The following is a 13,133-nucleotide window of genomic DNA, read 5'->3' on the forward strand; positions in this document are numbered from 1 at the left end:
CGCGGAAGCGGCGCGTGCGCATGTGTGCGTTACAGACAAGCGCAATCGTGGCGACGTTTTTTGTGGCAGGCCCAGCATTCGCACAATGCGCGCCGGATCCCACGGTCACCAATGGTACGACGACCTGCACAGGCACTGATGCCGATGGGCTCTCGGTCGCAACCGGCAATAGTCGGATCGTCATTGCAAGCGGTGCGACCGTGCGCCCCGGCAGTGGCGCTGCCGCGATCATCAGTCGGGCCAGTAATGCGTCCTTCGACGTCAATGGTCTGGTCGACGGCGGGGCGGGCAAGGCCGGGCTGTTCGTAACCACCGGCACGCCGTTCACGACGATATGTACGGATCCCTATGCGGGCGCTTCGGTAAATTACTGCGTCATCGGCTCCACCCTGACCAACTATCCGTCGGCCAGTGCGATGGTGACGGTCGCGGCGGGCGGCACGGTGACGGGCGCGCAAGGGATCCTGTTCCAGCGCGATGCCAGCAACACCAATGGCTATATCTCGGCCTCGATCGACAATGCCGGGACGATCAGCGGCACCGCAGGCCCCGCGGTGGTTGCGAACCAGACGGGCTTCGGCTCGCTCTCCATCACCAACCGCGCGACCGGGACGATCGGCGGTATCGCCGGCACGGTCTCCTATGTCACGAACGCCGGAACGATCGACGGAGGCGGCAATGCCGCGCTCGCCTCGACGGTGTCCGGGATGAACGTCGTCAACACCGGCCGGATCGTGTCGAGCGGCTCGGCCGCGACGCTGAGCGATACCGGCAGCTATCTCTACGTCAGCAACGCGACAGGCGCGGTGATCGGAGGCAGCACGACCGCGATCCGGACCAGCGGTGCGCTGTCGCTGACCAATGCGAGCACGATCAACGGATCGGTGGTCTCGACCGCCGGGTCGGGAACGAGCAGCACGATCGATACGCGCCAGGGCGTGATCAATGGCGATCTGGTGCTGGGCGCGGGCAACGACACGCTGCGCGCGCGCTATGACGCCGCGACGGGCCGGATCGCCTCGATTACCGGAACGGTCGACGGCGGAGCGGGGAGCGATACGCTGGCGTTCGGCGTCGATGCCGATGCGGTGTTCACCCGTGCAGTGCTGCCGACCAATTTCGAGCTGTTCGGCTTCGACCTGAGCAACAATGCGGTGGCGACGCTGGCCGCGGGCTTTACGTCTGGCACCGGTATATCGGTCAGCGGCACGGGCGCGCTCGTCAACCAGGCCGCGCTGGTGACCAACGGGCAGGCCGTGATCGCGGCATTCTCGTCCTATGGTCTCGACTTCACCAACCAGGGGTCGATCACCGCATCGCTCAGCGGCACCGGCCTGTTTGCCGTGGGCACGCCCGCGACGGTGACCAATTCGGGCACGATCACCGCCAATGGCGGCTCGGGCGTGCAGGCCTATACGACGCTGACCAACAGTGGCGTGATAACGGCAACGGGGACCGGCGCTGCGGTCGTCTATGGCACGCTGGCCAATAGCGGGACGATTCGTTCGACCGCGGGCATCGGCGCGACGATTTCCGGCGGGGGTTTCAGCGGATCGACCAACGACGGGACAGTCATCGGCGCGACCACCGGCGTGTCGCTGTCGAGCGGGCGACTGGTCAACACGGGTACGATAACAGGCGGCACCACGGGCGTTTTGCTGGGATACGGCACCGCGCTGATCAACGCCGCGTCAGGCACGATCACGGGCGGGACCGCGGCGGTGAGCGGCACCGGATCGTCCGTCGCAATCGTCAACGCCGGCCAGATCGCCGGTACGGTGAACCTCGTTTCGCCCTACAGCTTCGATTCGAGCAACGATGTGTTCGTCGACGCGGGCGGCACCGTGACCGGCGCGATCCGGCTGGGTGGCGGTGACGATATGCTCGTCGTCGACCTGGCGAGCGCAGGCACGCGACCGCTGGCGGGGGCGATCGGCGGGGTCGATGCGGGCGCCGGCTATGATACGCTGCGCTACCGGGTCAATGCCGATGCCAGCGCGGCGCTGGCACTGACCGGCGGGTTCGAGGGTCTCGCCTATGAACTGACCGACGCCGCGGCGCTGACGCTGACCGCCGCGACGCCGTTTGCCACCACGATCGGGCTGACCGGCAACGGATCGGTGACGCTGAACGGGACGATCTCGGCGACCGATCGCACGCTGATCGATACCGGGATCCTGACGGTCGACCAGCTGACCATGGGCACCGCCGGACCGGCACAGGCGCTGACGATCACCAACGCGGGCACGCTGGCGCTGACCACGACCACGCAGACCAACTTCTATTCGACGCTGGCGGCGATCGCCGCAGGCACCGCCGACGTCACCAACAGCGGCACGATCACCGTCGCCAATGCGGCCGGCCGCTATTACCCGGCAGTCGCGATCCGCGGCGGGAACAGTGTTACCAACAGCGGCACGATCACCCTGAGCGGAGGCGGCACGGCGATCAGCGGTGCGCGCGACATCGTCAATTCGGGCACGATCACGGATATTTCCGGCACGGATATTTCCGGCACCGGTGCGGGCGCAATCGGCGTGACGGCCTTCACCACACTGGCCAACAGCGGCACGATCCGGGTCGACGGTACCGCCGTGCAGGGCAGCTATTATTATAGCCCCGTGCAGATCACCAACAGCGGCACGATCGAGAGCCGCAAGGCGACCGCCGTCACGCTGGGCTATGGCAGCGTACTGACCAACGAGACGACCGGGACGATCAGCGGGCTGACCGCGATCGACCTCTCGAGCGGCGGGACAATCATCAACCGCGGCACGATCATCGGCGATGTCGCGGCGACGTCGCCCTACGCCTATTCGAGCGCCGTCTACGTCGCGGATGGCGGCACGGTCACCGGCAACGTGACCTTCGGGTCGAGTACCGACATGTTTCTTCAGACCGGCGCTGCGACCGGGGTGAGCGGGACGATCGATGGCGGCGCCGGCTTCGACATCTTCGGCTGGTCGCGCAACGCCAGCGACAGCATCGCGCTCGACCAGCGGACGGGGATCAATTTCGAAGCCGATTACGTCGAGGCGCTCGGCACCGACACCCGCGTGACGTTGACCGCGGCGAACCCTGTCACAAATGACCTGTACCTTCGGGGCGACGGCACGATCGTCAACGAGGCGACCATCGATGGCGCCGCGTGGACCTATCTTCCGATCATCACGGCCGGGCTGGCCCAGACCAACGGGCTGGCCGCGTTCGTCAACCGGGGCACGATCTCGGGTGGCGTGAGCGGCGCGGTCTACGCCTTCACCAATAGCGGCACGGTCGGCGCAGAATCGCTTGTGTCGAACGCAGTCTACCAGGGCGTTTCGTCGGGAACATTGTCCTTCGACAACAGCGGCGCGATCGCCTCGTCGGGCGACTATTACACCGCAAGCCTGGAAGGCTATGGCCTCGACGGCCTCACCGCAACCAACAGCGGCACGATCACGGGCGGACTCGCGATATCGGCCACCACGGTTCTCGACCAGACCGCCCCCGTCACAATCGCAGTCGCCAATAGCGGCACGATCACGTCCGCCGCTGGCACCGCGCTAGTGATCTCGACCGGCAGCGATTACTATTTCGGCGGCCCGAGCGCGGTCACGCTGACCAATGACTGTACCGTCACCGCCAGCGGAGAAGGCGGCGTTGCCGCGCGGCTGTACATGCAGGGCAGGTTCGGCTCGACGGTGGGCTCGACCTACGCGATCGCCAATACCGGAACGATCGAGGCGACCGGCAACGGCCTGACCCAGACCTATCAGGATTGGGACGGCACGCGCTACACCTATACCATTCCGGCGGCCGGCCTGCTGTTGGATACCGGGACCAATGTGACCGGGACGATCACCAACAGCGGGACGATCCAGGCGACCGGCACGTCCGCAGTTGCGCTGCTGGTATCGGGCACCGCGCTCGACCTGACCAACAGCGGCACGATCCGGGGCGGCACCGGCAGCGTGCTGGCGAACGGCTACCCGCATGACGGCACCAGCCTGGCGGGTGCGATCCAGAGCTGGGCCGGCGGCGACGACCGGATCGTCAACACCGGTGCGATCTTCGGGTCGGTCGATCTCGGCGACGGCAACGACAGCATCGAGAACCGCGGCCGGATCGAGGGCAATGTCCTGCTCGGCGCGGGCGACGACAGCTTCCTCCAGCGCGCGGATGCGGTGCTGGTCGGCACCGTCGATGCGGGCGAGGGCAATGACGGCCTGATCGTCGATGCGACCGTGGGTGGCGCGGTCAATGGCGACCAGTTCGTCAATTTCGAGCGCTTCACACAGGTCGGCAGCGGCAATGTCGCCTATTCGGGGACTTTCCGCTTCGACACGATCGGCGTGTCGGGCGGCGATGTGACGGTCGCGGCCGGACAGGTCCTCAGCAGCGCAGGCACAGTGACGATCACCGGCGGAGAGGCGGCCGAAAGCGTGACCAATGCGGGCACGATCGCCGGCAGCGTCGACCTGGGCGCGGGCGACGACCGCGTCGTCAACACCGGCACGATCCAGGGCGCCGTCTTGCTGGGCGCCGGCAATGACCGCTTCGTCGAAGGCACCGGCAGCAGCGTCGCGGGCGGCGTTGATGGCGGCGCGGGCGACGACCTGTATGGTGTCACGCTCGCCGGCAACCGCAGCGGCATCGGCCAACGCAGCAACTTCGAGCGCTTGAGTGTCGAGGGCAGTGGTACGCTGGCGCTGACACTCGATCAGGGCTTCCAGTCGATCGCACTCGCCGGCACCGGCCTCAACCTCGCGCTGGGTGGCTTCGTCGTCGGCACCGTGACGGGCTCAGACGCGGCCGAGACGCTGGCGGTCGATGGCGATGTCGCCATGGTCTCGCTTGGCGCCGGCAACGACGAACTGGCGCTCGGCGCGACGCGTGCAGGCGGGCTCTACATGGGCGGGGCAGGCTCCGACCTGTTGCGCTTCACCGCAAACGCACCGGTCACGCTGGCGGGCACGGCAACGGGCTTCGAGCGCATCGCGCTTGCAGGTGGCGCGCTGACCGTGACGGGAACGCTCGGGACCGCCGGCACCGCGCTGACCTTCGGCGACGATGCGCAGAGCGTCGTCGTCGCGGCAGGCGGCACGCTGGCCGGGACGATCGATCTCGGTGCAGGCAATGACGGCTTCCGCCTGACGGCAGGCGGTACGCTACTCGGCACCGCCTCGGGTGGAGCCGGGACCGACACGGCGACGCTCGAACTGGCGGGCGACCGCACGCTTGGCGCCGACATGCTGCGCGACTTCGAGATTCTGAACGGCGAAGGCAGTGGCACGCTGACGCTGACGGGCGCTCAGACCTATGAGCGCGTCAATGCTGCGACCAACCTGACGATCGGCTCGGGGGCGTCGCTCACGGCTCCGGTCGTGTTCGGGGCAGCCGATAACCGCTTCACGATCGCAGGTCGGTTCGCAGGGGCGGTCGACGGCGGGGCTGGCACGGACACGATCCTGGTATCGGGCGGCAGCGCCGCGGCACCGGTTGCATTCGGCTCGATCGCGAATGTCGAGGCGTTCGGCATGACCGCAGGCTATGCGACGATCGCCGGCGATGCCTCGCTGAATAGTGTCGACATGTCGGGTGGTCGACTTGTCGGCCTGGCCGGATCGACAATCCGCGCGGCGCAGATCGCGGTACGCTCGGGCGCGACCTTCGGGTCGGCCGGGTCGGTCATCGGCAATATCGCGGTCGCGGGCACGCTCAGCCCTGGGGCTTCGCCGGGTACGATGACGGTGACGGGCAACGTCTCGCTTGCGAGCGGATCGGTGTCGCTGTTCGAGATCACGCCGACCGTGGCCGACAAGCTCGTGATCAACGGTGGGCTTTCGATCGCGTCGGGGTCGACGCTCCGCATCGTCGCGGAAGGTGCGATCCGGCCGGGCACGTCCTACGACCTGATCGTCGCAAGCGGCGGGATCAACGGTAGCTATACGACGATCGACAAGTCGGCGTCGCTGTTCGGCTTCGTCGTGCAGCGTGCCGACCGGATCCAGCTGCTCGGCCAGTTCCTCGGCGATCCCGCGTTCAACCCGCAGGTCGCGCGCAGCATCGACTATGCCAATGCCGCAATCCAGGTGCAGCCGGCGACCAGTACGCTGTTCGCCGCCCTGCCCGCACTGCTGACGGCGAGCGGCGCATCGAACAGCCAGGCGTTCGCGCAATTGACGCCCGAAGCCTATGCATCGGCGACGCAGATGGGCGTCGACCAGACGCTGAGCCTGACCGACGTCGCACGCGGAGCGGGCTTTGCGACCACCGACCGGGAGGACGTCGGCCTCTTCACCTTCGCGCAAGGGATCGCGCAGTGGCACACGCTCGGCGCCGATCGCGACGCGGGTACCGCGAAGGCCCGCAGCAGCGGTTACGGCTTCCTCGGCGGGGTCGGCATCGGCAACCGTGACTGGTCGGTCGGCGCATTTGCGGGCTATCTCGACAGCCGCCAGCGGATCACTGCCCTTGGCGCTGCGACCCGCACCGATGGTGTCGTCGCAGGCGTCCACGGCCGCTATGCGGCAGGCAATATCCGGATCGGCGCGTCGATCCTGTATGATGGCGGCGATGCCCGCACCACGCGCGCGCTGCCGGGGGCGAGCAGCGTAACCGGGCGCTATGGTCTACACAGCTGGGCGACCGACCTGTCGGTCGGCTATGCGCTGACCATGGCGAATGACTGGACGCTGACCCCCAAGGTCGGCGTGACCTATCTGCGCACCACCCGAGACCGGGTGGGCGAGGCCGGCGGGCCGTTCGCCCTGACCGTGGCGCGTGACCGCCATGTCACGGGCTTTGCCGATGCCGGCGTGACGTTCGCGCGCAGCGAGGCGTCCGACGCCGCATTCCGTCCCTATGTCGGGTTCGGCGCCCGCACCCGGATCGAAGGGAAGCGGGCCGATGCGGTCGCAGGCTATGCCGGTGCACCGCTGACGCTGACCGCGCTGGGCGCCCCGCGCGCGAAGGTGACCGGTACGGCGTCGGCCGGCGTCGCATACCGCCTGCCGAGCGGCATCGAGCTGTTCTCGACGGTCGAAGCGCAGACCGGCCAGGACGACCACCGCGAGAGCATCGCAACGGGCGTGCGGTTGCGGTTCTGAAGCAGAGGATGAGCTACATGTCGATGTGTCGACATGTAGCCATTTGCCTGCCGCTGCCCGCCGGGATCCAGCCTCAACTCTATAGTGGGCCTCAGGCATGGCGGACGGACTACAACACCGTGCGTCTGCACAGCAGCCTCGGCGGGCTTGCAACCGCTGAGTTTACTAACCGCCTCCGCCAAGGGCATATGGACATCGAAGCTAAAGTTATTAGCAGCATGAAAATGGGGAGCACGTCAGCAAGCCTCAGACCTACCGGCCGAGCTGCTGCACGGCAAAGGACGCGTCAGAGAGGTTACCGATAATCGCTGCGGCTCATTGGCCGCAGGCGAACGGCAAGGCTGATGACGAATGGCCAGAAGAACGTGTTGCCCAAGTCAGAAACCGTATCTGCCCAGCGCATACCGTAATTCAGGTAATCCATCATCTCATTGGCCAACTCGGCCACGATGACAAATGCGAACGGAATGAAGGTACCCAGCGATCGTCGGCTAATGAGCCTGACGACCATGAGGATCGTCAGACCAGCGTGAATGTGAAGTATCGCATCCGGAAGCCCGGTTCCGTCTCCAATCCATAGGATCATCGAGTGGTATAGCTGTGGTAAGTTCATACAGGTCGAATGCGTGAACGAGCCGTTTGGCACAAGGCATGGTTGCCTTAGATTACCCGCTCTCAGCTTCGAACTGTGATCGGATCGGATCGTACCGCTGCATCGGATCGTACCGCTGCATCGGATCATACCGCTGCATTGGCCGCGGTCCACGCATCCGACGCAATGGGTTGAAACCCGGAAATAGCCACAAAATCAATCGCCGCATCACCGAACCTCCCATCTCTCTGTCATATCATCGAAATATAGGAGCGTTTGATCAAGTTCGGGAGCAAAGTCCTAAAGAGGCACACAGATCGGTGTTCATTTATGGGTGCGCGGCGTCAAACTTAGCGGATTGCGACATGGGCAGCGTTCCGTTGGCCGCGGTCAAGACCATCGCCCCGCACCGCAAGGGCATGGCGGTCAAGCGTTCGATCGGCACGCCAGCGCACGACTTCCACGCTCTGTTCGGCGCGCTTACACAATAGCGATGCGCGCGGGCGAGAAGCTTTAGTCGAACGTTATTGAAGGGGCGTCAACGCTGGCGGTACTGGTGCGAGTAACATGGTGCACATCAAGCTTGAGCAATCGCCTGCCTGATACGCCATACTAACGATGGCGCGCGATCTGCTCGGTTTTTTATCTACATTCTTAGGCTGAACTCGGAAGAAATTGCTAATCTGAAAGCAATGCCACGCGTCTCTACCGAACCAATCGTGTCGTTAGCGCTTTGTCGCGGAAGTGCTGATTTTCGGACGTCGCGTATGTCGCTGCTTTTACGACAGAGAGGGCCGACGTGCCGTTACCTAGCGTCCCCAGCTTGCCCGGAGAGAAACGTGTTTTGGTAGGGCCGGCTTTCTTGGTCAGCAGCGCGGCCGCTTCCAGGCCATATCGCATTTAGCTGCTCTTCGGCCGTCTGCTCATTGTTTGCCAACTGCCTTCGTGACAAGCTGGGAACGGCCATTTGGGGGGTGATGATGAACCGGGTCCGGTTGTTCGGGGCAGCTTACTGCATCGGTTTCATGCTGGTGGTAGCCGTTGGCTATGTGCCGCAGTTTAACGATGCCAACGGCAACCTGTTCGGGCTGTTCAAGCTCGATCTTTATGACGACAGCCTTCACTTCTTCTCCGGCCTCTGGGCGGGGATCGCCGCTTGGTGGTCATACGGCGCGGCCCGCCGTTATTTTCGGCTATTCGGGCCGCTCTACTTCGCCGACGGAGTGATGGGGCTGTTCCTCGGCAGCGGTTATCTGGATGGCGGCATCTTTCTGTACGGACCGATCCAACAGTCGCTTTATGCGCATGTCTTCGCCAACTTGCCGCACCTGTTGATTGGCGGCGTCGCGATCTGGGTGGGTTATCGTTTGGCGCAAGCTCCGACGGGGGCAGCGCAGCGCGCTGTGGCGTGAAGCGCCGTTGGCGTCTGGCGGCCGTTGCCGGCGGGCTGATCGCCGCCATAGTGCTCGTGCCAATGGCGTATATAGAGGCAAGCTGCCGCACGCCGCTGCCCGGCCTTTCGGATGCGAGCGGCCGACGTCCCCTGCTTCCCGCAGCCGATCGGCGACCGGAGGCGCAAACCTTTCTAACCTATCCCGAATGGCACATCGTCTACGAAGCGGAAGCCTTTGCCCGCCACCTGGCCTCCGGTAAGCCGCCTAGCAGCTTTGCCTATGGCCAGCAGATCGGACAGTTCTGGACCAGCTACTGCACCGTCAACCGCATCACTCAGGCCAGTCCGGAAGCGGGCGCGGCCAAGGTGACGATCTACACGATCGGCATCAGCTACACCGTCGAGCTGGCAGTCAAATCGGCCTATGAGCGCACGGTCGGGCGGCTGTTCGAAGCGACAAGCGGGTGGAGGAGCGCCGACGATCGCCATGCCGCGCACGTCCAGCAACGTTATGGCGCCTTTTTGCACGAGACACCCTGGTATCGTTTCCCGTTCGGCGAGGCCCTGAGTGGCGTGTGGCGGACGCGGGAGCCAGCGCTGAATGCCCGGCATTGGGAACGCCGGTTCGCACTGGCTGCAGAATATGGCGTCAAGGCCGTCTACGCCCAGGCGATCGATGCAGCGACCGGGGCGACCGTCGGGCGTGACCAGCCGATGCTGCGGCTGGTGGCGTACGGCGATCCTGCCACTCTCCGCGCGGTCGATCCGCGGCTAAACGCGCTAGCCTCGTTGCCGGGCGGGCTGACGCTGGTCGAGGCGCCGCGTTACCAGCAGTTCAACGATCTGCTCGCAAAGCTGTCAGCAACCCGGGTCGGGTTGGTGGAGATCGCCGGCAACACGACGATCTTTGCCACCCTGCTCCTGCCAGACAGGGTACCGGCGCCAGGAAAGGCGGTGCTGGCGATGCCGCTCGACCAGCCCGGGTGGCGGCGCGTCGGCATTGCCGTACCGGTCGCCAAACTGCTCGCAACGATGCGCCGCGTTCAGGCAATCGGCGGCGTGGTCGAGCATGTCTACGACTATTAAGCGGATCACCCGCACCGCCGCTCAGCTGCTGATGGTGCTTGGCGCATGGATCGCCATCCTGCTCGCCATGCCGTTCGTTGGCCCCGCGGGGCGGCAAGTAGCGGTCATCGGTAACGGCTCGGCCGCCGTGCGCATTATCGCAGCGGCTGGCGGTCGCATCATCGAAGTGCGCCGCGGCGCCACGCTCACCCAAAGCGACGACCCTCGTTTCGTCCAGCGGCTCTACGCCAACGGCGCCCGCGCCGTAGTTGAGGGTCGCATCGGCGCCGGCTGCTTCGCAACGAACGGCGCGTAGCGGGCATACCAGGTGTTGCTGAACAGGCCCTGGGGATCCCAGTCGCGCTTGGCGGCGAAGAAGGCGCCGATCTCGGGATAGGCGCGCTCGAGTTGCGCCGGCGTATAATGCAACTGATAGGGGAGGAAGAAGCGGCCGCCATGGCTGGCGGTGAGGTCGATCAACTCACCGGTCAGTCGCCGCATTGCCGCCGTTCCCTCAGGCGTGGTCGGCTGGTTGATATAGAGCACCACTGAGAAGGCGGGCGCCGGCGCATAGCTCAGGGCGTTGTCCTCCGTGCCCACCGCGCGGATCGACGCGTTGACGAGGTTGGTGCGCTCCCGCTCGAAGATCGTGCGCATGCCGTCGATGAACGGCACGATCTGGACGCGCGGGATGAAATATTCGTGGAGGATGTCGGTTTCGCCCGGCAAGTTGTTGAACAGGTAGGCGACCGAGTCGTGCATGGGGTCGTTGCGCGCGACCAGGCACGCCTCGCCCGAGCCTTGGGCCTGTGCGCGGGTGATCGTGCACGTCTCGAAGCGGTGCTCGAGGTTCTTCTCGCTCCACCACTTGATCCGCTTGAACGTGTCGTTGCGCTTGGCGAGGTTTACCGTCAGGCGGCGGATCTTGGTGGACGTGACCTCCGACAGTGCGGCGCGGTTCAGCACCTGATCTTCAGAATGCTTGGTGTATGTGTAGACCAATGCCTCCCGGAGCAGGCTGTCAGGTGAGGTCGAGAGGTGGACATAGCTGAGCCCGACCGTCGGGTCCGCCGCGATCCGCTCGAAGGTCGCCGGGAAGTCGCGATAATCGATGATCTCGCGACCCGATCGGTAGACGTCGTTAGGGACCACATCCAGTGTCGCCGAGAGGATCGTGCCAAACAGCCCGTAACCGCCGACCACATGGCGGAACAGCTCCGGGTTTTCGGTTCGCGACGCGGTGACCACCTGCCCGTCGGCGAGCATCATCCGGACGCTTTGCAACGAATTCATCACCGCGCCCGCCTGATGATCCATGCCATGGGCGTTAACGCTGATCGATCCACCAACGGAGAAGATGTCGGTGGACTGCATCGCCTTGACCGCGAAGCGCGGATGCACGGCGAGCTGGATTGCGTGCCAGGTCGCGCCGCTGCCAACCGTCACGGTGCGGGCTTCAGGATCGAGCCGGATCGCGTCCATGCCGCGCATGTCGAGCACCACGCCACCGGCCCGGAACGCCTGGCCACCCATCGAGTGCTTGACGCCCGCCGCGGACACGGTGAGGCTGTGTGCACTCGCGTAGCGTAGCGCGGTTGCGACATCGGCTTCACCGCGCACGCGCACCACGCCGGCCACTGGCGTACGGCTTAGGCAGCTCGCGTCGTTGATGTGACCGCCGCGCTGCGCCCAGTTGGGCTCGCGCACGGCGGCCGGGCGAGGTTTCTCCTCGGCCAATGGTGGTAGGACGGAGGCGCAATCCTTCGGCCCGACCGGATCGGCGGCAAAGGGCAAGACATAGGCGGTTGCGCCACCGGCGGTGAGCGCCAGGACGGATGCTCCAAGCAGCAGGCGTTGACGTTTCATCGGACTGGCTCCGTGATGGCAGCGTCGAGCGCCGACAGGAAGTGAACGGGATCCTCAATATGAGGAACGTGACCGACACCCGGCAGCCGTGTGATCGGCGCACGGAACAGCTTGGCAAGCCGAAGGCCCTGGGCGATCGGAGTGACGGTATCGGCTTCACCCCAGATCAGCCGCACCGGCGGTTGCATTCGGCGCAGTTCATCTGCACGGCGACTCAACGCGCCGTCATCGGCCGCAAGCAGCGAGGGGAGCCAGGCTGCATAGGCGGCAGTGGTGCCGGGGCGGCGCATAGGCGCCCGCAGTGTCTCCTGCCACCGCGCCGCGGCCTCCTTGCGGGCCAGCATGGAGCGCGACATGGCGCCGATTCCATGCGGGTTGGTAAGCGTCGCCGCGATCAGCGGCTGCGCAAGCAACGATGACCGGAGCAAAGGGACGCCGCCAGCAGACTTGGGATCAAGCTCGCCTAGCGCACCGTCGATTAGCACCAGCCGTGCGACCTGATCCGAATGCGTCAGGGCGAGTTCGGTGGCCGGCCCACCACCGAAGCTGTGCGCGACTACCATTGCTGGGTTGCGTGTCGTTGCTGCCACCACCGCCGCCAGGCGGGTCGCCTGTGAACGTCGATCGTAGCGCGCGGCGGCATCGCGCTCGGAATACCCGAACGGCGGCAGATCCACCGCGACTACATGATAGCCGCGCACTGCCAGGTGGTTTGATACCTCCTGCCAAAATCCGCTCCAGCCTGCGGTGCCTGGTACGATTAAAACGGTTCGGCCGGTTGCCGGGCCGCGTTCGTCTACCATCACTTGGCCGAGCGGGGTGACTACTGCATGGAGATGCGCAGGAACTCGCCCATCACGTTCGCGCATCCCTGCCGCCACGCGGATCACAGCAAGCGCCGTTACTGCCACCAGCAGCATAACCAAAAACCAGCGGGAGGCGGCGCGAAGAAGCATGCCTCGCGTGTTAGCTCAAAGATCTTACCGAGCCGCTATCGATCTGATTGTCACGTCAGCGAGGTTTGGTGAACATGCTGCTTGGGTAGAAGGCAGCTTTTCGGCTTCGCCGGTGGAAATCTGCCCTTCGTCCGCACCCCCTATCACTGAGAGGCGGGCGTTGACGGACA

At 65.3% G+C, this 13,133-nt stretch carries 8 protein-coding genes; 5 read left to right on the forward strand and 3 right to left on the reverse strand.

Annotated elements, in window-relative coordinates:
- Positions 1 to 47 precede the first annotated feature (47 nt).
- Entirely contained in the window at positions 48 to 7,091 is a 7,044-nt protein-coding gene (locus tag IFS44_RS19145; protein ID WP_342366499.1) for an autotransporter outer membrane beta-barrel domain-containing protein, read from the forward strand.
- Between the two features lie 295 nt (positions 7,092 to 7,386).
- Here the strand turns inward: IFS44_RS19145 and IFS44_RS19150 are convergent, their stop codons facing one another.
- Positions 7,387 to 7,677, reverse strand: a complete 291-nt coding sequence (locus tag IFS44_RS19150) for a hypothetical protein (RefSeq protein WP_244650445.1) — start codon at positions 7,675 to 7,677, stop codon at positions 7,387 to 7,389.
- A 371-nt stretch (positions 7,678 to 8,048) separates the two neighbouring features.
- On the opposite strand from IFS44_RS19150, the gene IFS44_RS22655 reads away from it, so the two are divergent.
- From IFS44_RS22655 to IFS44_RS21945, 4 genes are all read left to right on the forward strand, one after another.
- Complete coding sequence (locus IFS44_RS22655; RefSeq protein ID WP_274604251.1) at positions 8,049 to 8,174, forward strand: hypothetical protein; 126 nt, start codon at positions 8,049 to 8,051, stop codon at positions 8,172 to 8,174.
- Between the two features lie 486 nt (positions 8,175 to 8,660).
- Entirely contained in the window at positions 8,661 to 9,095 is a 435-nt protein-coding gene (locus IFS44_RS19155; protein ID WP_244650446.1) for a DUF4383 domain-containing protein, read from the forward strand.
- Positions 9,092 to 10,162 carry a hypothetical protein gene (locus IFS44_RS19160; RefSeq protein ID WP_192099666.1) on the forward strand — a complete coding sequence of 357 codons (1,071 nt, stop codon included), beginning with the start codon at positions 9,092 to 9,094 and terminating at the stop codon, positions 10,160 to 10,162. The genes IFS44_RS19155 and IFS44_RS19160 overlap by 4 nt, the downstream gene beginning before the upstream one ends.
- 31 nt (positions 10,163 to 10,193) lie before the next feature.
- Complete coding sequence (locus IFS44_RS21945) at positions 10,194 to 10,457, forward strand: hypothetical protein (protein ID WP_206757872.1); 264 nt, start codon at positions 10,194 to 10,196, stop codon at positions 10,455 to 10,457.
- On the opposite strand, the gene IFS44_RS19165 is transcribed toward IFS44_RS21945, so the two are convergent.
- Together IFS44_RS19165 and IFS44_RS19170 are read right to left on the reverse strand one after the other, a co-directional pair.
- On the reverse strand, positions 10,385 to 12,007 hold the full coding sequence (locus IFS44_RS19165) for an FAD-binding oxidoreductase (RefSeq protein ID WP_192099667.1): 1,623 nt from the start codon (positions 12,005 to 12,007) through the stop codon (positions 10,385 to 10,387). The two genes, IFS44_RS21945 and IFS44_RS19165, sit on opposite strands and share 73 nt — an antisense overlap.
- Entirely contained in the window at positions 12,004 to 12,963 is a 960-nt protein-coding gene (locus IFS44_RS19170) for an alpha/beta fold hydrolase (protein ID WP_192099668.1), read from the reverse strand. Before IFS44_RS19170 ends, IFS44_RS19165 begins: the two co-directional genes overlap by 4 nt.
- Positions 12,964 to 13,133 lie beyond the last annotated feature (170 nt).

It is taken from the genome of Sphingomonas sp. CFBP 13706, from assembly GCF_014842355.1.
Classification (GTDB): Bacteria; Pseudomonadota; Alphaproteobacteria; order Sphingomonadales; family Sphingomonadaceae; genus Sphingomonas; species Sphingomonas aerolata.